General features: G+C 66.6%; 14 protein-coding genes and 1 tRNA gene. 12 read left to right on the forward strand and 3 right to left on the reverse strand.

The genetic code is table 11. From position 1 onward, the window contains the following. Position 1: 1 nt before the first annotated feature. The gene (locus N2K99_RS04625; RefSeq protein WP_227924284.1) at positions 2-1,066 is read right to left on the reverse strand and encodes a MoxR family ATPase; all 1,065 of its coding nucleotides are present in this window, start codon (positions 1,064-1,066) and stop codon (positions 2-4) included. A gap of 192 nt (positions 1,067-1,258) precedes the next feature. Here N2K99_RS04625 and N2K99_RS04630 point away from each other — a divergent pair, with 192 nt between their 5' ends. Together N2K99_RS04630 and N2K99_RS19060 are read left to right on the forward strand one after the other, a co-directional pair. Next, complete coding sequence (locus tag N2K99_RS04630) at positions 1,259-2,194, forward strand: TatD family hydrolase (protein WP_227924285.1); 936 nt, start codon at positions 1,259-1,261, stop codon at positions 2,192-2,194. Between the two features lie 428 nt (positions 2,195-2,622). Continuing rightward, positions 2,623-3,714, forward strand: a complete 1,092-nt coding sequence (locus N2K99_RS19060; protein WP_269436619.1) for a resuscitation-promoting factor — start codon at positions 2,623-2,625, stop codon at positions 3,712-3,714. 30 nt (positions 3,715-3,744) lie between these two features. Here N2K99_RS19060 and N2K99_RS04645 read toward each other — a convergent pair whose 3' ends face one another. Further along, on the reverse strand, positions 3,745-4,959 hold the full coding sequence (locus N2K99_RS04645; RefSeq protein ID WP_227934015.1) for a helix-turn-helix transcriptional regulator: 1,215 nt from the start codon (positions 4,957-4,959) through the stop codon (positions 3,745-3,747). A 249-nt stretch (positions 4,960-5,208) separates the two neighbouring features. On the opposite strand from N2K99_RS04645, the gene rsmA reads away from it, so the two are divergent. From rsmA to N2K99_RS04660, 3 genes are read left to right on the forward strand one after another with little or no spacing between them, the layout of a single operon-like run. Beyond that, positions 5,209-6,093, forward strand: coding sequence for a 16S rRNA (adenine(1518)-N(6)/adenine(1519)-N(6))-dimethyltransferase RsmA (gene rsmA, locus N2K99_RS04650; RefSeq protein WP_227924287.1), 885 nt, complete (start codon positions 5,209-5,211; stop codon positions 6,091-6,093). A 19-nt stretch (positions 6,094-6,112) separates the two neighbouring features. Continuing rightward, a complete protein-coding gene (locus N2K99_RS04655) occupies positions 6,113-7,069 on the forward strand; it encodes a 4-(cytidine 5'-diphospho)-2-C-methyl-D-erythritol kinase (RefSeq protein ID WP_227924288.1) in 957 nt (318 codons plus the stop codon). A gap of 6 nt (positions 7,070-7,075) precedes the next feature. Beyond that, positions 7,076-8,971, forward strand: a complete 1,896-nt coding sequence (locus N2K99_RS04660; RefSeq protein ID WP_227924289.1) for an ABC-F family ATP-binding cassette domain-containing protein — start codon at positions 7,076-7,078, stop codon at positions 8,969-8,971. A 23-nt stretch (positions 8,972-8,994) separates the two neighbouring features. On the opposite strand, the gene N2K99_RS19065 is transcribed toward N2K99_RS04660, so the two are convergent. Further along, positions 8,995-10,083, reverse strand: a complete 1,089-nt coding sequence (locus N2K99_RS19065; RefSeq protein ID WP_308036433.1) for a TetR family transcriptional regulator — start codon at positions 10,081-10,083, stop codon at positions 8,995-8,997. 127 nt (positions 10,084-10,210) lie between these two features. Between N2K99_RS19065 and N2K99_RS04675 the strand changes: the two genes are divergently transcribed. The 7 genes from N2K99_RS04675 (at position 10,211) to N2K99_RS04710 (ending at position 20,143) form a co-directional block, all read left to right on the forward strand. Next, positions 10,211-10,282 (forward strand) — tRNA-Gln (locus N2K99_RS04675). A 163-nt stretch (positions 10,283-10,445) separates the two neighbouring features. Beyond that, positions 10,446-11,870, forward strand: coding sequence for a bifunctional UDP-N-acetylglucosamine diphosphorylase/glucosamine-1-phosphate N-acetyltransferase GlmU (gene glmU, locus N2K99_RS04680; protein WP_231709611.1), 1,425 nt, complete (start codon positions 10,446-10,448; stop codon positions 11,868-11,870). Continuing rightward, positions 11,870-12,853, forward strand: a complete 984-nt coding sequence (locus N2K99_RS04685; protein WP_104104432.1) for a ribose-phosphate diphosphokinase — start codon at positions 11,870-11,872, stop codon at positions 12,851-12,853. Before glmU ends, N2K99_RS04685 begins: the two co-directional genes overlap by 1 nt. 255 nt (positions 12,854-13,108) lie before the next feature. Next, entirely contained in the window at positions 13,109-13,717 is a 609-nt protein-coding gene (locus tag N2K99_RS04690) for a 50S ribosomal protein L25/general stress protein Ctc (RefSeq protein ID WP_227934016.1), read from the forward strand. Between the two features lie 66 nt (positions 13,718-13,783). Continuing rightward, entirely contained in the window at positions 13,784-14,371 is a 588-nt protein-coding gene (gene pth / locus N2K99_RS04695) for an aminoacyl-tRNA hydrolase (RefSeq protein ID WP_227924292.1), read from the forward strand. 442 nt (positions 14,372-14,813) lie between these two features. Continuing rightward, positions 14,814-17,417, forward strand: coding sequence for an AAA family ATPase (locus N2K99_RS04705; protein WP_374200066.1), 2,604 nt, complete (start codon positions 14,814-14,816; stop codon positions 17,415-17,417). Positions 17,418-17,446: 29 nt separating this feature from the next. Further along, positions 17,447-20,143 carry a LuxR family transcriptional regulator gene (locus N2K99_RS04710; RefSeq protein ID WP_227934017.1) on the forward strand — a complete coding sequence of 899 codons (2,697 nt, stop codon included), beginning with the start codon at positions 17,447-17,449 and terminating at the stop codon, positions 20,141-20,143. The last annotated feature ends 90 nt before the right edge of the window (positions 20,144-20,233 follow it).

A 20,233-nucleotide genomic window follows, 5' to 3' on the forward strand; every position in this document is an offset into this window, starting at 1 on the left:
GCTAGCGGTGCAGCCGCTGCGGTGTACCGGCGGACCGCGGAACCGGCACAGCCGCAATCATGGACGCAATAATGCTCGTGGCGCTGATCCCCGCTCCGGCGGCCTTGCGCTGCAACAGGAGCCGGTGGGCGAGGACGGGATCCGCCAGCCTCGTCACGTCGTCAGGCAGCACGAAATCCCGGCCTTCAAGCGCTGCATAGGCCTTGGCCGCACGGAGCAGCTGCAGGAGGGCCCGGGGGCTGGCACCCAGCCGGAGATCCGGGTGTTCACGGGTGGCCCGGCCCAGGGAAACCGTGTACTCCTTGACGGCGTCGGAAACGTAGATGTCGCGGACCCTGGCGATCATGGCCGAGGCCTCGCGTATTCCCACCACGGGGGTGATGCTGTCCAGGGGCGAGCCGGATTGATGGTTCCCAAGCATTTCCACTTCGGAACGCGCGTCCGGGTAGCCCAGGGAAAGCCGGGCCATGAACCTGTCCCGCTGCGCCTCGGGCAGGGGATAGGTCCCCTCCATCTCGATGGGATTCTGCGTGGCAACCACGATGAAGGGGGCCGAGAGCCGGTGGGTGCCGCCGTCGACGGTCACCTGGTGCTCCTCCATGCATTCCAGCAGAGCGGACTGGGTCTTTGCGGAAGCCCGGTTGATTTCATCGGCGATGACCACGTTGGCGAACACCGGGCCCTGACGGAATTCGAACCGGTGGCTGTCCTGGTTATAGATGGACACACCGGTGACATCAGACGGAAGCAGATCCGGGGTGAACTGGATACGGCTGACTGTGCAGTCAATGGTCCGGGCAAGCGTCTTTGCGAGCATCGTCTTGCCGACCCCGGGAACGTCTTCGAGCAGCACATGCCCCTCGGCAAGCAGGACCGTCAGCACCAGCCGGGCCGCGTCCTCCTTGCCGTCAATCACCGTATTCACGGCGGCCAGGATCCCCTCTGCCGCTTCGGAGAAGGATTCGGCGTCGACCGTGGCGGGAGGGGAATGGAGCGTGGTGGCCGATGGCCGGGAAGGAAAGCCGTTAAGGGACGCTGCGGCGGCAGACGGGATCGGAGCGTCCATGGACACCTTCCATACTCGGCGGTTGCAGCTGCAGCAACCAGACCGCACCTGCGGTGACACGGCAGGTGCGAGTAGGCCCCGCTAGCCGTATTCGACCTGATTCGACCTGATTCGGCCTGATTCGATTCGACCTGCGGGAGCTCCAACAGCAGTTTGTCTGATCAGGCTACTAGCTCACCTAGGCTTAAGAACATGATTAATCGAAGTGGATTTGTCCCCGGCAGCACACCGACGGCTTACCTCCCGTCCGCCGAAGACGCCGGAACCGTCCGGCACAAGGGCAAAGGCTATCCGCCGGCGCCTGAGCCGCTGCCCGTGCCCGTAATGGATAACCACACGCATTTCGACTTTCCCGCCGGTGAGATTGCCGGTGATTTTACGGTTGCCCTCGCCGCTGCCCTTGACGCGGCGGAGGCGGCCGGCGTCCAAGGTGCCGTCCAGGTGGGCACCGATCTCGAGTCTTCCCGCTTCACGGCGTCCGCTGTCGACGCCGATCCGCGCCTGCTTGGTGCAGTGGCCATCCACCCGAACGACGCCCCCGTGCTGGCAGCGGAAGGGACGCTGGAGCCGGCACTCGCCGAGATCGAGGCGCTCGCAGCCCATCCGCGCATCCGGGCAATCGGCGAAACCGGGCTCGATTACTTCCGGACCGGGGAAGACGGCCGGGAACGGCAGCACTATTCGTTCCGTCGGCACATCGACATCGCCAAGCGCCTCGGCCTGGCACTACAGATCCATGACCGCGATGCCCATAACGACGTCGTCCGCCTCCTGAAGGAGGAGGAAGCCCCCGACACGGTGGTTTTCCATTGTTTCTCGGGGGACCGCGAGCTGGCCCGTATCTGCAACGAAAACGGTTGGTACATGTCGTTCTCCGGCACTGTGACCTTCAAGAATTCGCACGATCTCCACGAGGCCCTCTCGATCGCGGACCGGAACCTGCTGCTGGTCGAAACGGATGCTCCGTTCCTGACGCCCCACCCGCACCGCGGGCGTCCCAACGCCAGCTACATGGTCCCGTATACGGTGCGGTCCATGGCAGACCGCATGGGTGTCGACCTTTCCGAGCTGGGAGCAGGATTGGCCGCGAACACTGTCCGGGCCTACGGCTCCTGGGCCGAGCAGTAGGACACCAGGAAGCACCCGCCGAGGATCGTGCCGCGCCGCGGGCCGCCAAACTACCCGGGGACCCCTGTTTGCCCTCACATCACGGTTCGGTTACGGTAGGGAGCAATTAGCCGGGGTCGGGGAAGGCATCCGGACTATCACTGCATAAACACTGCATAAACACTGCAAACTGCAACAATTTGCGGGCCCATGGCGCCGAGCGGCGGCACGGACCTGTGAAACCATGTCCGCTTCAGTTCGCTGCTGCGGCTCTGGTTTTGTTCGCCAAGCCTGTGCCTGGCCGCGTTTCGTTTCCCTGCCCTCCGGCAGGTGCAACGGAATGCGCACGGCGCTTAAAGTCCCCGTGCCCGGATTCTTTGACCGTTTGGAATCTCGTGGCAAGAACACTTGCAAGGCGTGGGATAAAGCTCGTTGGCCAGGCAACCGTTATGGTGTGCCTCCTGCTTGGCATGGTCGCCTTTGTCGGCGCCAGCAAGTCGGTGGTGTTGACCATCGACGGTAAGAGCCAGGAGGTGCAGACCTTCGACGGTACCGTTGCGGATGTACTCAAACAGGCCGATGTGACTGTAACCTCCGTTGATCGGGTGACACCGGAGCCAACGGCAGCCTTGGAAGACGGCGCCACCATCGAAGTCCAGCGGGCCCTCGCAGTGGATGTCGTGGTGGACGGCAAGGGGACCACGGTCCACACCACCGGCGAAACCGTCGAGGACCTGGTTTCGGAGCTGCGGGTGGCCACCAACTCCGCAGTCTCCGCCCCGATGGATACCTCGCTGGACGGGCTGGACGGCAGGATCTCGATCTCCACTCCCAAGACGGTGTTTGTCACCGTGGACGGGAAAACCCACGAACACAGCACCACAGCGGGAACCGTGCGGGACCTGCTGAAGGAATCAGGGGTGCAGCTCGGCACCGCGGACCAGGTTTCGGCTCCGCGGAGCGCCGGCCTGGTGGACGGCATGGGCCTGAAGGTCACGCGTGTTTCCGCCGGCGTTGAGGAAACCGTCACGGAACCGGTTCCGTTTACCAGCTCCGAGGTTCCCAACGCGGACCTGCTGGAAGGCGAAAAGAAGGTCACCACTGCCGGAGTGGACGGGGAACGTTCCCGTGTCTTCTCGGTCACCCGCGTAGACGGCAAGGAAGTCAGCCGTACCCTCGTGAAGGAAAGCATGACCAGGGAACCGGTAGCCGAGGCCGTCGCCAAGGGCACCAAGAAGCGCCCTGAACCCAAGCCTGCCGCCGCTCCGGGTGCCGGCGGCGGCGAGGCACCAGCCTCCGGAACCTGGGCCGCCCTGGCGCAGTGTGAATCCGGTGGCAACTGGCATATCAACACCGGCAACGGCTATTACGGCGGCCTGCAGTTCAGCTCCGGCAGCTGGCTGGGTGCCGGCGGCGGTGCCTACGCTCCTGTTGCCAGTGACGCCACCCCGGAGCAGCAGATCGCGGTAGCCGAGAAGCTGCGGGCCAACGGCGGATGGGGCCACTGGCCCTCCTGTGCCTCGAAGCTCGGCTTGCTCTAACCCAACTGCTCAACGCCGGCTTGCCCTGCCTCACCCGGTCGCCATCTCGTGGGCCAGGGCCGCCGCGTGAGCTGCGCGGTCCTTGGCTCCGGCCGAGCGGAAGCGCTGTTCGCTATCCGCCAGATAGGCGGAACCGGCGTCGGGCCTGCCGGTTCGCGCCAAGGCCAGGCCGAGGTGGAGGGCCAGCTCGCCCGAGTCCTGGGGTGAGAGCTCACCCCGGTGGGCATACACGTCCGAGAGCATCCAGACAGCCCGCGCATGCTCGCCGTTGAGGTCCAGCCAGATTCCCCGGCTGTGGTCCGCTTCCAGCCGCTCGGGACCGTCCAGTCCGACTACCGACATGGCCGCCTCGGCATGCTCTATGCAGGTCAGCGTCTCGTTATCGTGGATGCCCGCCCCGAGCCGCATGGCAGCGGTGGCGTTATTGAAGCGGGCCCACAGCTCGACGTCGACGCCCGGCTCCAGGAGGTCCGCAGCAGTACGGTGGTGCATCAGCCCGGTGGAGATGTCCCCGCGGCGAAAGGCCACAGTGCCCACTGCCCAGCGGGCCTTACCCTCGATCTGCCTGCCAACCCCCGTCTCCAGCAGCGGCAGCAGCAGGGTGCGGCAGTAGGTCCATGCCTCGTCCAGTCCGCCCGCTTCGGCCAGTGCGGTGACCAGCGCTCCGCACGCGTCAAGGAAGGCAGCCGCACCGAGCCTGGATTCCTGCACCCGCGCCACGGCGCTGCGGGCATGGGCCACAGCCGAGCCCAGTTCGCCGGCGCCCTGGAAGGCGGTGGCGAGCAGTGTTTCCGCCTGTGCCCGGAGGCCGGGGTACTCCGCAGCCAGGGGATGGCTGGCCAGCAGGAACGCCTTCCCGATGCAGTCCCGGTAGGCGTGCGTGGTGCAAAGACAGCGGGCTGCCAGATAGGTCATATCCCACCAGGACCGCGGATGCCCCTGCGCGAGTGCCGCATCCGCTGCGGCATCTGCCAGTGAGCATGCCGCTCCGTAGTCGCGCTCATCCAGCGCCTGCCGGGCGGAAAGCTCCAGGAACAGGGCCGTCTGTTGCCCTGGCCGGCCCGGGATCGCGCCCGAGGCCAGGCGGTCGGAGAGCAGGCTGACCGCACCCGGAACGGGTTCCCTCCGGCCGACTTCCAGAAGCGAGATCTCACGGGGCCGAAAAGCCCCGTTTCCTAGCTGGGCCTGCGTCAGGTTTCGCTCCTGCCGCGCCGAACGCAGCTTTTCACCGAATGATTTGCCCATCGTCGATACCGCCGATCCCCGGGTGCGGCACTCTGTAACCGGTGCCGGCAATGCGCTCGATGCTACCGGTGGAAACCGGCCGTCGGCAGAGCAGTCCCCGCTTATGGAAGGCAAAACGGCGAACTCGATTCCCGCACCTTCGAGGCGCACCACTCAGGCAGCGGGAAGACGGTGAGGGGAGTGGACCGGAGGGCCGCACCGGGGTACCCGCGGCGTCGGCGGACACGCCCGCTCGGCTAGTATTACTGGGTGAGAGAATCCGAACCTGCCCCCCGAACACCAGTTCCCGCACTCCTCGGTGCCTCGGATATCCGGGCGCTGGCAGAGGAACTCGGAGTCCGCCCCACTAAGACCCTCGGCCAGAACTTCGTTATTGACGGAAACACCATCCGCCGGATTGTGGCTGCGGCGGACATCGCTCCAGGGGAAACCGTGTTGGAGGTCGGCCCCGGCCTCGGGTCACTGACCCTCGGGCTCCTCGACGCAGCGGAGTCGGTGGTGGCTGTGGAGATCGATCCCGTCCTGGCCGGAAAGCTTCCGTCCACGGTGGCGCAGCGGCGGCCGGAAGCGGCCGGCCGGCTGCACGTTGTGCTTGGCGACGGCATGCGGATCACCGAGCTGCCCAAGGAGCCGACCGCGCTGGTAGCGAACCTGCCCTATAACGTGGCCGTCCCGGTGGTGCTGCACCTGCTGGAGCATTTCCCGTCCCTGCAGCACGGCCTGGTCATGGTCCAGGACGAAGTGGCGGACCGGATGGCGGCCAAGCCCGGCTCCAAGACCTACGGGGTGCCCTCGGTGAAAGCCGCCTGGTATGCCCAGATGCGCAAGGCCGGCGTCATCGGCATGAACGTGTTCTGGCCGGCACCCAAGATCGCCTCCGGGCTGGTCGGGTTTGTCCGGCACGAACCGCCGCAGACGCGTGCCACCCGGCAAGAGGTCTTCGCGGTTATCGACGCTGCCTTTGCGCAGCGCCGCAAGACCCTGCGCGCCGCCCTGGCCGGATGGGCCGGCAGTCCTGCCGAAGCCGAAAAGGCCCTGCGTGCTGCGGGAGTGGATCCCAGCGCCCGCGGCGAGGTCCTGGACATCACGGCATTTGCCCGGATCGCCGAGGCACGGAAGCCGCTCATTGCCTGAGCGAAAGGAAACCGAAGAGATGGCCGCACCGCGCTCCGTCACTGTCCGGACCCCCGGCAAGATCAATGTGTCCCTGAAGGTGGGACCGCTGCGTCCGGACGGTTACCACAGCGTGGCCAGCGTCTACCTTGCGGTGTCCCTCTTCGAGGAGGTCACGGCCACGGCGCTGGAAACCGACGGGATCCGGTTGACGCTCAGCGATCCCGACGGCCGCCTTCCGCAGGGGGGCATACCCCTGGACGGGGACAACCTGGCCGCCCGTGCCGCCCGGGCCGTGGCTTCCCGGATCGGCAGGGAGCATCCCGGAGTCCACCTGCACATCACCAAGCGGGTGCCGGTGGCAGGCGGAATGGGAGGCGGCTCTGCGGACGCCGCCGCCGCATTGGTCGCCTGCAATGAGCTGTGGAACGCGGGCCTGTCTCCGGCTGACTTGGCCGGCCTGGCTGCCGGACTCGGGGCCGATGTACCGTTTGCCCTGCTCGGCGGTGCTGCTGCCGGGCTCGGCGTGGGGGACCGGCTCACCCCGGTACCGGCACCGCACCGGCTGCACTGGGTCCTCGTCCCGGCACCTTACGGGCTTTCCACCCCGCAGGTCTACGCCGCCGTCGACCGCCTCCGCACGGGAACCGACGTCGCCGAGCCCACCGAAGCTGACCCGGCGATCCTCGCCGCCCTCGCCGCCGGGAACACTGCCGCGCTGGCAGGCGTTCTAGAGAATGACCTGCAGCCGGCGGCATTGGAGCTTGCACCCGAACTTGGGACCGTTCTTGAAGCGGGGACCCGGCTCGGCGCCCTCGCCGGCATGGTTTCCGGTTCCGGCCCCACCCTGGCCTTCCTGGCCGCGGATGAAGCAGCTGCGACCGCCCTGGCCGCCGCACTGCGCACCGAAGGCCACTCGGCCCTGGCCGTTTACGGGCCGGCCGACGGCGCCGTGACGGCTGCCGACACCACCGCACCTCAGACGCACAGAAAGTAGTACCGATTGGCACACCTGCTTGGTGCTGAAAACCTCAGCATTTCCTTTGGCACGCGCACCATCCTGGACGGCGTTTCGCTCGGCCTCGAGGAAGGCGACCGGATCGGCATGGTCGGCCGCAACGGCGACGGCAAGTCGACCCTGATGAGCCTGCTGGCCGAACGGCAGACCCCCGACGACGGCCGCGTGACCCGCCGCCGTGATGTCACCGTGGGCTACCTGGACCAGACGGACGTACTGGACGGGGACCTGACCGTCGGCCAGGCCATCGTCGGCGACGCGGCGGACTACGAATGGGCGTCCAACGCACGGATCCGTGACGTGATGAGCGGCCTGGTGCAGGAAGTGGACTGGAACGCGCAGGTCTCCTCCCTGTCCGGCGGGCAGAAGCGCCGCGTGGCGCTGGCCAAGCTGCTCACCGGCGACGACGACGTCATCATGCTGGACGAGCCCACCAACCACCTCGACGTCGAAGGCGTGGCCTGGCTGGCCCGGCACCTGAAGCAGCGCTGGCGGCCCTCCGACGGGGGCCTGCTGGTGGTCACCCACGACCGCTGGTTCCTGGACGAAATCTGCACCCGGACCTGGGAAGTCCACGACGCGATGGTGGATCCGTTCGACGGCGGGTACGCCGCCTACGTGCTGGCCCGCGCCGAGCGTGACCGGATGGCCTCCGTGGTGGAAGGCAAGCGCCAGCAGCTGGTCAAGAAGGAACTGGCCTGGCTGCGCCGCGGCGCCCCGGCCCGGACCGCCAAGCCCAAGTTCCGCATCGAGGCCGCGAACAACCTGATTGCGGACGTCCCCGAACCCCGCGACACGCTGTCCCTGAACAAGATGGCCACCGCCCGCCTGGGCAAGGACGTCCTGGACCTGGAGAACGTCTCCCTGACGCTCGGGGATACCGACCTGTTCCGCAACATCACCCTGCGCCTGGCCCCGGGGGAGCGGCTGGGCCTGGTGGGTGTCAACGGTGCCGGCAAGACCACCCTGCTGCGCCTGCTCAACGGCGACATCGAGCCTACGTCGGGCCGGCTGAAGCGCGGCAAGACGGTCCAGACCGCCGTCCTGTCGCAGGAGGTCCGGGAACTGGATGAGGTAGCGGACCAGCGCGTCATCGAGGTCATTGAAAACGAGAAGCGGGTCTTCAACGTGGGCGGCCGCGAACTGTCCGCCGGCCAGCTGGTCGAGCAGCTGGGCTTCAGCGCCCAGCGCCAGTGGACACCGGTGCGCGAGCTCTCCGGCGGCGAACGGCGCCGGCTGCAGCTGCTGCGCCTGCTGGTGGGTGAACCGAATGTGCTGATGCTCGACGAGCCGACCAATGACCTGGACACCGACACGCTGGCTGCCGTCGAGGACGTGCTGGACGGCTGGCCCGGCACGCTCGTGGTCGTCTCCCACGACCGGTACCTGCTGGAACGCGTCACCGACCACCAGATGGCGCTGCTCGGCGACGGCAAGCTGCGCGGCCTGCCCGGCGGCGTGGACCAGTACCTGGAACTGCGCGGCGAAGCCCTGGCCGCCAATTCCTCGGCGTCCACTGCTGCCCGCGGCTCCTCTCAGGCGGCCCGCGCCGCTGCGGCCGGCGCCACGCGTCCCGGCGGCTCTTCCGCGGCTGCTTCAGCCGGCGCCCAGGGCGGAACGACGACGGCGCTGGCCGGCTCCGGTGCGTCCGAAGCTGAAAAGCGGGCGGCCAAGAAGGACCTCACCCGGATCGAACGGCAGCTGAGCAAGCTCACCGCACAGGCCGAAAAGATCAACGCGCAGATGAACGACGCGACCCAGAAGGCCGGCGGCGCGGACTTTGAACTCATCGGCGAGCTCAACGCCAAGCTGCAGGCCGTGGCGGCCGAGCAGGAGGAGCTGGAAATCCAGTGGCTCGAGGCTTCGGAGATCCTCGAGTAGGAACCGCTGCCCTGAGGCGGCAGCTAGCCCAGCAGCCGCGGCAGGATGTAGGTGCTCAGCAGCGGCGAGAGATCGGTGCGTTCCGCGGCGGCCGCGGGTGCCGCCCACAGCAGTTCCTCGATCTCCGCCGCGGCGGCGGGCTGCGGACCGTCTGCGGGGAGGGTCCAGGCATACAGGCCGGCGTCAATGAAGGTGTTTTCCTCATTCGCCGCCGGACCGTACCAGCGGCCCAGATCCTCGAGATCGGCGGCTGCTACGGAAAGTCCGAGTTCCTCGCCCACCTCCCGGGCTGCTGCTTCCGCAAAGCTTTCCCCGGGCTCGAGCTTTCCGCCGGGCTGCATGAAGCGCGAGGTGCCCCGCTTGCGCACCAGGAGGATCCGGCCGGCGTCGTCGGTGACCAGGACCGCGGAAAGCCGAAGGACGGTCGGGGCCTGCCCGCCGTAGCCGGCCTCCGGCACAGCGGTGCCGGCGGGCAGGTGGGGCATGTGGGAAAGCCGGGGATCCTTCTGCAGGCCGGCGAGGCCGTTCCAGGAAAGGTTCACCAGATGCGCGGCCACGGTGGCCTTATCCGGGGTCCGGGTGTCCAGCCACCACTGGCCGGTCATGGCCACCATGCCCACCAGCATCTGCGCATACATCCCGCCCACCTCGGCGCTCAGGCCGCGGCTGCCGAACTCCTTGGACAGGATGTGCTCCACATGGCGGGTGATCCGGGACAGCAGGGTGGAAAACGTCCCCTCCGGCTGCGACGGCGGCGCATCACGGGTAAGGATCCGGAAACCGTCGGTGTAGTTCTCGATGTAGTCCAGCAAGGCGTAGGCGGCCCGTTCGAGCAGCACCCGGGGGCCGGCGTCGGCGCTGAGTGACTCGGTCATCACTTCCAGCAGGCGGCGGAACTCAATGTCCACCACCTCCGTGTAGAGGCCTTCCTTGGATCCGAAATGCTCGTAGACGACCGGTTTGGAAACACCCGCCGCGGCGGCAATTTCCTCGATGGTCGCGCCGTCGAGGCCGCGCAGGGCAAACAGCCCGCGTGCCACCTCGATCAGCTGGGCGCGGCGCTGGACGCCGGTCATACGCAGGCGTGTACCGCCGGCGGAAGTCTTTACCACCGGACCAGTCTACCCACGCACCGCTGCCTGCTCGGCGGCAACGCCGCGCCTGCGGGACTCAACTCGCGAACGCATCGGCTCCCATGGCAGACTAAACTCTTGTGTGCGCGGCTAGCCGTGCACATGATCCGCCCTGGTGTAATGGCAGCACCCCGGCCTTTGGAGCCGTGGAGTATAGGTTCGAATCCTATGGGCGGAACGCTGTGCGGTGGACCTGTGACGGGCTGCCGCGGAGCCGATATACGCCGGCCGTACCACCGAGGAGCGCCATTTTCGTGACCACCAACGATGTCCGAACCAATGAGGCTTCCGCCGGCGCTTTGTCCGCGGTGATTGTCCTCGCCGCCGGCGCCGGAACGCGGATGAAGTCCCGGACCCCGAAAATCCTGCACCCCGTGGGCGGCATCTCGATGCTCGGCCATGCACTCGCCGCAGCCTCCGAGCTGCACCCCCGCTTCCTGGCCGTCGTGGTGCGCCACGAGCGGGACCTCGTCGCCGGGCATGCCGCCGAACAGGCGCCCGGGGCCGTCATCGTCGACCAGGACGAGGTTCCCGGCACCGGCCGCGCGGTCCAGGTGGCACTCTCGGCCTTGGACGCCGTCGCCCGGCTCGAAGGCACCGTCGTGGTCACCTACGGGGACACCCCGCTGCTTGAAGCGCAGACACTTCGCAATTTGGTGGCCGTCCACGAAACGGACGGCAACGCCGTGACCGTCCTGACCGCGCGGCTTGCGGACCCGACGGGCTACGGACGGGTCCTGCGGGCAGCAGACGGAACCGTGACCGGCATCGTCGAGCACAAGGACGCCACCGACGAGCAGCGTGCCGTAAACGAGATCAACTCCGGCATCTATGCCTTCGACGCCGCGGTGCTCCGCAGCGCGCTCGAATCGGTGACCACCTCCAACTCGCAGGGGGAAATGTACCTGACCGACGTCCTGGGCATCGCCCGCGCGGCGGGCGGACGCATCAGCGCCGTTGTCACCGACGACACCTGGCAGGTGGAGGGCGCCAATGACCGCGTCCAGCTCGCTGCCCTCAACGCAGAACACAACCGGCGCAACCTGGATCGGTGGATGCGCGCCGGTGTCACGGTCGTTGATCCGGCCACCACCTGGATCGACTCCACAGTGACTCTCGCTGAAGACGTCACGGTGCTGCCGGGCACGCAGCTGCACGGTTCCACCAGCGTCGCCCGGGACGCCGTCGTCGGACCGGATACCACGCTGACCAACGTGTCCGTGGGCGAGGGAGCTTCAGTGGTGCGGACCCACGGCAGCGATGCCGTACTGGGTGCCGGAACCAGTGTGGGACCGTTCGCGTACCTGCGCCCCGGAACGGTGCTGGGCGCGAAGGGCAAGATCGGAACCTTCGTGGAGACCAAGAACGCCGACATCGGCGCCGGGTCCAAGGTTCCCCACCTTTCCTATGTGGGGGATGCCACCATCGGCGAGCAGTCGAACATCGGTGCAGCCTCCGTTTTCGTGAACTACGACGGCGTAAACAAGCACCATACGACCATCGGTTCGCACGTGCGCATGGGCAGCGACAACATGTACGTGGCACCCGTCACGGTGGGCGACGGAGCGTACAGTGGAGCCGGAACGGTGATCCGCAAGGATGTCCCCGCCGGTGCCCTGGCGATCAATGTGGCGCCTCAGCGCAACCTCGACGGCTGGGTGCTGGATAAGCGCCCCGGTACGGCCGCCGCTGCAGCCGCCGCGGCTTCCACCACCAACACTTCTTCCTCCGAAACTGATTCCCCCACGCGAGAAAGCGATCATTAATGAGCAGCGAGATCACCGCACAAGGTGAAAAGAAGCTTGTCCTTGCCACTGGCCGGGCACACCCGGAGCTGGCGGAGGAGATTGCACGCTGTCTTGACACCGACCTGCTCCCGCTGGCGTCCTATGACTTCGCGAACGGCGAGATCTACGTCCGTCCCGGTGAGAGTGTCCGCGGCACCGACGCCTTCGTGATCCAGGCGCATCCGGCCCCGATGAACAACTGGCTGATGGAACAGCTGATCACCGTGGATGCGTTGAAGCGGGCTTCTGCCAAGCGCATCACCGTGGTCTCCCCGTTCTACCCGTACGCACGGCAGGACAAGAAGGGCCGCGGCCGCGAACCCATCTCGGCACGCCTGATCGCGGACCTGTACAAGACCGCCGGCGCAGACCGCATCATGAGCGTGGACCTGCACACCTCCCAGATCCAGGGCTTCTTCGACGGTCCCGTGGACCACCTGATGGCCATCCCGCTGCTGGCCGACTACATCCGCACCCGTGTGGATGTCTCCAACGTCACCGTGGTGTCTCCGGACACCGGCCGCGTCCGCGTTGCCGAGCAGTGGGCCGAGCGCCTGGGCGGCGCGCCGCTTGCCTTCGTGCACAAGAGCCGCGACCTCACCGTCCCGAACCAGGCCGTGTCCAAGCAGGTCGTGGGCCAGGTTGAAGGGCGCACCTGCGTGCTGATCGATGACATGATCGACACCGGCGGCACCATTGCCGGCGCTGTCCGCGTGCTCAAGGAAGCCGGTGCCAAGGACGTCATCATCGCCGCCACGCACGCAGTGTTCTCCGACCCGGCCGCGCGGACCCTGGCAGAATCCGGTGCCCGCGAGGTAGTTGTCACCAACACCCTGCCGATTCCGGCCGCCAAGCGTTTTGACCAGCTGACGGTGCTCTCGATTGCCCCGCTGATTGCCCGGGCCATCAAGGAAGTCTTCGAGGACGGATCCGTCACGAGCCTCTTCGACGGCAAGGCCTAGCACTTACAGCACCGGTGAACCCAACCGCCCGCCCGGACCGCACCTCAAGTGCCGTTCGGGCGGGCGGACTTGTGCTGGTAGCATTGAGACCGATGCCTAGGCGAGGGAGCGGCCCGGAGAACTCCGGACGAACTCCGTTATCGACGGTGGCTGGCAACTTCTGATCGTACAAAGGACCGTTATCCGGTCCGTACGGTGCACTGTTCCGAAACCGGCGCCTGAGGCAACCACGGAACACCACTTACAGGAGTAGCAATGTCTGAGCAGAAGCTCGCAGGAACCGTCCGCACCGAGTTCGGCAAGGGTGCAGCCCGCAAGGCCCGCGTCGCAGGCCAGATCCCGGCAGTCATCTACGGCCACGGCGCCGATGTTATGCACATCCTGCTGCCGGCCAAGGCCACCACGCTGGCCGTCCGCACCTCCAACGCCCTGCTGGAAATCGATGTCGACGGCGAGTCGCACCTGGCCCTGGCCCGCGACATCCAGCGCGATCCGATCAAGCAGATCATCGAGCACATCGACCTCCTGACCGTCCGCAAGGGTGAAAAGGTCGAGGTTGAGGTCAACGTGCACGTTGAAGGCGAACTGGCTGCCGGCGATTCCGTCTACAACCAGGAAGCCAACACCGTCCTGGTTGCCGCAGACGCCACCGACCTGCCGGAAACCATCGTGGTCAGCATCGAAGGCCGCAAGGCCGGCGAGCACATCTACGCCTCCGACCTCGTCCTGCCTGCCGGCGTCGAGCTCCTGCTGGATCCCGAGACCATGATCATCAACATCTCCGAGCCCACCGTTCAGGACCTGGGCGCTCCGTCCGACGAGCAGGTTGCTGTTGCAGCTGCTGAAGTCGGCGCTGAAGCGTAACCCACTTCCGGGGTCTGCTCCCCGTAACGGAGCCGTCCGGTTCTTAGTGAAGGAGCAGTACCCGTAGTGAACAGCAACACCTGGCTTGTAGCCGGGCTCGGAAACCCCGGGCCCGGCTACAGCCGTAACCGGCACAATATCGGCCAGATGGTCCTCGACGAGCTGGCCTCCCGGATGGGCGGAAAGTTCAAGACCCACCGGTCGCACGCGTCCATTGTCGAAGGACGCCTCGGCATCGGCGGTCCGCGCGTAGTGCTGGCCAAGCCGCTGACCTATATGAACCTGTCCGGCGGCCCGGTTTCCTCCCTGGCGCGGTTCTTCGATATCGACCCCGGACACGTGGTGGCGGTGCATGACGAGATCGACATCCCCTTCAACACCGTGAAGCTCAAGCTCGGCGGGGGAGAAGGCGGACACAACGGTCTCCGGGACATCAGCAAGGCCCTGGGCACCAAGGACTACCTCCGTGTGAGGGTAGGCGTCGGACGCCCGCCCGGGCGCATGGACACCGCGGATTACGTGCTCAAGGATTTCTCCGGTACCGAGGCCAAGGAGCTTCCGTTCCTCGTCGACGACGCCGCCGATGCCGTGGAGCTCCTCCTGTCCGAGGGCCTTACCACCGCTCAGCAGAAATTTCACGCCGCAGGCGCCTGACCTCAGAGCTAGGTAGCAGCGGGGCAGAATGGAGTAGTTTTCCAGCGTCCCGAATGCCGGGTGACCATTGTTTCGGTTCGGTTACCGGGCCTAAAATGGAATCAGCCTCAAGGGCTCCCAAAGCGGGGCCGACGTCGGGAGGCCTCCGAGACTGGGCCACCCCCATCCCGGCGTCGGTCCCTTATTCTTCCGAATTATTCTTTCGAATTTCCGCCCAGTCAGACATGTCCGCCCCAGCCTGATGTTCCAGGGCCCAGTTTTCATGGCCCAGTTCCACGCCTGCTCGACGCGTTCAGCGCGGGCGCGTCCAAATACATGTATTTGTATCTAGACGCCGCCTGCGCACGCGCGTAAGCTCCATTCCACTGAGCGGTTGCTACCGATAGCCGCGGCATCCGGCATCCGGATCCGTGCAGGCGTTGTGGGGGGCGTGGGCTGGCTGATGGAAAGTGTTTCACTTGTCGCCGGGCTGATCGGGCGAACTGAGCTTCTTGACGATCTGTGTTCGGCACTTGCTGCCGGCGGAGCCGGAGCCGTCATCCTCGGTCAACCCGGCGCCGGGAAAACTGCCGTGCTGCACGCCGTAGCCGACCGCCTGCGCGCAGACTTCCATATAATTCCGGTCCGCGGTACGGCCATCGCCGCCGGGACTCCTTACGGAGCCTTGGCCTATCTCATAAGCGGCCTGCCCGAAGGCGCGGAGCAGGATCCGCTCCAGCTGCTGCAGGAACTTAGCCGCTCCTTTGACGCCGAGGCACGGGAAAACCGCGTGCTGGTCACGGTGGACAACGCGGATCGGCTGGATCGGTTTTCCATCATGGTGCTGTCCCAGTTGCTTCGGCGGGGAAAGATTGCCGTGCTGGCGGCGGCGTCCATCGACTGGGAAACGGACCATGAGCTGGTGGGCCTTTGGAGCGAAGGGCTGCTGGAACGGGTCGACCTTGAACTGCTTACCGAGCGGCAGACCCGCCAGCTGATGCAGGAATTGCTCGGGGGACCCGTTTCCTCCCTTGCCGCAGGCACAATGTGGAAGGAAACACTGGGCAGCCCCCGGCTCATCCGGCTCATGACAGGTGCACAGGTGCGCTCCGGAACCCTGGTGCGGCGGGAAGCCGTATGGGTCCGGACCGCCCCCTTCGTCCGCACCGGCGAGGTCAGCGAGGTTTTCGACACCGTGCTGGACCGGCTGGGTGCACACGAACGCCGGCTGGTCGAGGTCCTGGCACTGTGCGTCAGCCTGCCTCTGTCCAGCGTCCTGGAGCTGGTACCGGCAACCGCCGTCGAGGCACTCGAAGAGCAGCAGATTATCTCTGTTGGCGGCAATCCGCCGTCAGTGCGGCTCGGAGGTGGAAATCCGGGGTCAGTGATAGCGGCGAGCATGGCGCCCGGCCGGAGGCGGGAACTGTGGGAAGACGTGGGAGTCCGGATTGACCCAACGGACATGGACGGCGAGGAACTGACCGGGTTCCTGGGCTGGGCCCTGTCCTGCGGCGAGGAGATTCGTCCGGCGGACGCCCTCCGCGCCGCACGTGCGGCCAACGACCGTGCGGATGCAGCGGCCGCGCTCCGGTTTGTCCGGGCGGTGGCCCCGAAAACGCCCGGCCAGGAAATGGTTCTTGAAGAGGTCCGCGCCCTGCACAGTGTGGGCCATCTCGACAAAGTACTCCGCGTCTTCCGCGAAGCCGAGCCCCGCTTGGCCTCGGAGAAGCGCTCCAGCTTCGTGCCGTTGATGCTGCTTTACAGCTATACCCTGGCCCGTGTTCCCGGATCGGGAGACCCGCAGGAGGCGCTTGCCGCGGTTGAGGAGTCATGCCCGGCAGAAGGGGAATCGCCGGAGCTGGAAGCGGCGCTGGTCTTGGCCCGCAGCGCACTGGCTGCGGACGGGGGGCGCCTTCCGCTGGTCCCGGAGCGGCTCACCAGCCTCGCCGGGGACGGGAAACTGGGGCAGGCCACCCGGATGCAGGCAGCCGCGTTGTCCGCCCATGTCCTCGCCCTGGCCGGGCGGACCGATGAAGCACTGCACATCCTCGACCAGCTGGGGCCGCCGGAGAATTACGCGGTCAATGGCGGGAACGCCGGGGAAGCATGCACCCGCATATTCGATACCTATGTCCTTTCGGGCGAGCTGGACCGGGCTGCCACGTTCGTCGAGGCCTTCGACGCGACCGGGGTCCGCCCTTCCTACCAGGGCAGCGCAGGTGAACTGGCCGTGGCCGTCCTGGCTGCCTGGCAAGGACAGGAGGGCATGGCCCGGGATGCGCTAACCGGCGCTATCGGGCAGCTCCGCGTCCACGACCCGCAAGACATGCTTCCCCTGGCCCGAACCCTGACGGCCTATATCCATCGTGAGCGGCGCCCGGAAGCCGCCGAGCTGCTTCGGCAGGCAGCCGCCGGCAGGCAATCTCCCAGTTACTTCCGGGGGTTCCTGCTCCGCTATTTCTCTATCCTGTCCGATGGTGACGACGGAATCCGCTGCGGACGCCTGCGCGCCGAAGCTGCGTCCGCACACGCGGCAGGGTACGCGGCACCGGCGCTGTTGTTCCTGTCTGCAGCTGTGCGGGCCGGTGACAGGGACGCTGCCGCCGATGTCATCAGGGTATCCAAGGACGTGAGCGGAAGGTTCAGCGAGCGGATGGCGGACTTCGCTGCCGGTTTGCTTAACGATGATCCGGTCCGGCTGGTCGCTGCGGCAAAGGGGTTCCTCGACTGCGGGCAGTACCTGCTCTCACGGGATGCCGCCAGGGCTGTCGAGCACAGCCTGGCAGAGTGCAGCGCAGATGAGCGGAAAAGACTGGCAAGAACCGCCCGTGAAGTGGCAAATGCGAGCATGCGCCGCATGGAGCATTCCGGCGGCCGCGCAGAAACGCTGGCAGAACTGAGTGAATTCGAGGCAGATCTTGCGCATCGGGCGGTTACGATGGCCACCACCACGCAGATAGCCAGGGAACTGAACCTGTCTCCCCGAACCATCGAGTGGCACTTGGGAAAGATCTTCGCGAAGCTCCATGTCTCCGGCCGTATCGAGCTCTCCGAGATCCTGGCCTAGGGACCAACGGGGGGAATGGGATGCACGGGTTGAACGCACGGTCGCTGACGGGCAGGGATACCGTCCTCGCCTCCGTGCTCCAGAGCCTGCGCCGCCCCGCCGGCCACGGTGCCGCCGTGGCGGCGGAAGCCGGGCTTGGCAAAACTGCCCTGGCAACGGCTGCCGTCCAGGAGATGCAGGCAGAAATGCCCGTTTACTGGGTGTACTCCAGCCCCGCCCTGAAGTCCGTGCCGTACGGTGCACTGGCTGCCCTCCTGCCTGACCTCGCGCAAGGGCAGACTGGGTCTGCCCTTGCGGTGATGCGTGCCCTGATGGCTCGCATCATTCCCCAGGCACCCGCGGACGGAGCACCCGCGGTCCTGCCGGGCCCGGCACCGTTGGTGGTAGTTGACGACGCGCACGACATTGACGGTCCCAGCTTCGATCTACTCGTCCAGCTCCTTGACGCCCGCCACATCAGGCTGCTCGTCCTGACCCGGACCTTCCAGGACATTTCGGGCGTGCTGCCGCACGTGTGGGATGGTCAGGTGACCCGCCACCACCTCCTGCCGCTGGACGAACTGGAGGTCCTTCAGCTGTGCCAGCAGGAGCTCCAAGGCCAGGTCAGCACCACGGCCGCGGTTGAGCTGGCCCGCCTCACCGGTGGAAATCCCATGTACCTGCTCGCGTTGCTTGATGAGGCGGTGCGCAGCGGTTTCCTGGTCCAGCGGCAGGGCATCTGGGGAACGACGGACAGCGAGACGCCCGTCGGAGGACGCGTGGGAGACCTCGTCAAGGCCCAGATCAGGGGTCTGGGCCCGGAAGACCGCACGGCGCTGGAGATCATTTCGCTTGCTGAACCGCTGCCCCTGCGGCTTGCCTTCCGGCTGGGGCTGCATGCCTCCGTGGACCGTCTGGCGAATTTCCTCCTGGTGATGGTGTCGGGGGCGTCCGACGCCGGACAGGTTGTGCGTCCGCTGCACCCGATCTATGGAGAAGTTGTCCGGGGGATGGTTCCGGCTGCCCGCAGTGCGCGCCTGCTTAAACAGCTGCAGGCCGTGCTGGCAGGCGTGGACATGGGGGAGGAGGGGCAGCTCCACCTTGTCTCATGGTCCTTGGCGCTCGGGGTGCAGGTCCCGGAGCAGGAGTTGCTGTATGCCGCAGAAACGGCAAACAACCGATCCGATCCCCGGCTGGCGCTGAGGGCTGCCGCTGCTGCCGGAAGAGGGGCGCTGCGCATACCGGCACGCGTACAGGAAGCGCGTGCACTGCTGCTGCTCGGCGAAGCGGGCCAGGCGACGGCGACGTTGGAAGGGACACTCGAACAGGCAGCGGACCTTCGCACCGTGAAGCAGTCGATGATGGTGCACGTCCAGCTGGCGCAGCAGTCCACATCCGGGACCGGCTGGGAGGTTCCCCTGGCCAGCCAGTGGAACCGGGCAATAGACCGCTTGTCCGGGAGCCAGCCGGCGGAAGCGGTTGAGGCGGCCCGCTGCGGGGCACAGATGCTCCGCCTGCTGTCCCGGGTTTGGGCGGGCGAATACGCCCAAACGGAACTGGAACTGGCGGAGGTGCTCCGCAAAGCACATGAAAGCGCAGACACCGAGGCAATTCTGTTTGCCGAAGCGATGACGGCCGAGGTCCAAGTGGCAACGGGGCGCGCCCAAACCGCGCTCGTTCACAGCACCGCTGCCATGGAACTGTTACCGGAAGCCACTGCCGGTTCAAAGCTCCTTGGCCCGTTTATCCTGCACCGGCATCTCACCGCGCTGCTCTGGCTTGGGGAATGGGAACAACTGCAGCGATCCGTTGCCTCCGCGGATTCACCCGTTCAGCGCACGCTGCTGCATTCCGGCGGTGTCGCCGATTTTGCGATGGGCCTGAGCCACCTGCGTTCCAATGCCCTGCACGAGGCCGTGAAGGATTTTTCCGCTGCAGTTCAAGCATCGACCGGCAACGATCCCGAAGGAATCCTTCCGCTGTCCCTGGCAATGGCTTCCTTTGCCGCTGCGAGCCTTGGGCAACGGGAAGCCGCCGGACGGCTGCTGGCCGCCGCGGGAAGGACTCCGCCGCGGGGACCGGAGCAATACCGGCTTCTGGCCGAGGGCATTCTCGCCGGGGGACGGTTCGCACTGGACTCCGACGGCACTTACCTGCAAAAGCTGCGCGACACGGCGGCTGCGGCGCAGGAGCGTTCCTTCACAGCGGTGGAGTTCACCCTGCGCCACCTGTCCATGCGGCTCGGGGACTTTTCCGAGGCAGGCCGGCTGCTGAAGGTGACGGAGGGATTCGAGGGACCGCAGGCTCTGGTGCTGAACCGGGTGACCCGGGCCGTCGTCGACCAGGACAGTGCGGCGTTGGTGGCACTGGCCTCGGACCCGGAGCCGGAGCTTGACCTGCAGCTGGCCCGGCAATGCCTGCTCGAAGCCCAGCGGCTGGCCCGCAGGAACAACGACCGCGCCTTGTTGAACCGGATCCACCGGCTGACCGGACGGCACGGCGGCGGGAACCGCGGCATGCTTCCGGAGCTGACCCGGCGGGAGCGCGACGTTGCAGCCCTGGTCGCCGCCGGCCAGCGCAACGCCGAAATAGCCAGCTCGCTGAACCTTTCCGTCCGTACGGTCGAAGGGCATATCTACCGGACGTACGAAAAACTGGGGATCAGCCGCCGGGAAGAACTGAGGGAACGGTTTCCCCTGCTTGACCGCCCTTCCGGAGGCTGGAACCGGACCACTCCGGCCGAGTAATTTCCGCAAGGAACACCAGTAGGTTTTACTCGGGCGCCGCCATTCCGGGGTTCGTAGCCTTGTGCATGTTACTCAAGGTTCAACCTGGTT

This window comes from Arthrobacter sp. zg-Y1110, from assembly GCF_025244865.1.
In the GTDB taxonomy this organism is placed as follows: Bacteria; Actinomycetota; Actinomycetes; order Actinomycetales; family Micrococcaceae; genus Arthrobacter_B.

Bases quoted from the DNA above. Each gene is read 5' to 3' on its own strand.
- N2K99_RS19060 (WP_269436619.1), top strand. From the start codon at position 2,623: ATGGTGTGCCTCCTGCTTGGCATGGTCGCCTTTGTCGGCGCCAGCAAG.
- glmU (WP_231709611.1), top strand. From the start codon at position 10,446: ATGAAGTCCCGGACCCCGAAAATCCTGCACCCCGTGGGCGGCATCTCG.
- N2K99_RS04655 (WP_227924288.1), top strand. From the start codon at position 6,113: ATGGCCGCACCGCGCTCCGTCACTGTCCGGACCCCCGGCAAGATCAAT.
- N2K99_RS04685 (WP_104104432.1), top strand. From the start codon at position 11,870: ATGAGCAGCGAGATCACCGCACAAGGTGAAAAGAAGCTTGTCCTTGCC.
- N2K99_RS04705 (WP_374200066.1), top strand. From the start codon at position 14,814: ATGGAAAGTGTTTCACTTGTCGCCGGGCTGATCGGGCGAACTGAGCTT.
- N2K99_RS04630 (WP_227924285.1), top strand. From the start codon at position 1,259: ATGATTAATCGAAGTGGATTTGTCCCCGGCAGCACACCGACGGCTTAC.
- N2K99_RS04690 (WP_227934016.1), top strand. From the start codon at position 13,109: ATGTCTGAGCAGAAGCTCGCAGGAACCGTCCGCACCGAGTTCGGCAAG.
- N2K99_RS04645 (WP_227934015.1), bottom strand. From the start codon at position 4,959: ATGGGCAAATCATTCGGTGAAAAGCTGCGTTCGGCGCGGCAGGAGCGA.
- N2K99_RS04625 (WP_227924284.1), bottom strand. From the start codon at position 1,066: ATGGACGCTCCGATCCCGTCTGCCGCCGCAGCGTCCCTTAACGGCTTT.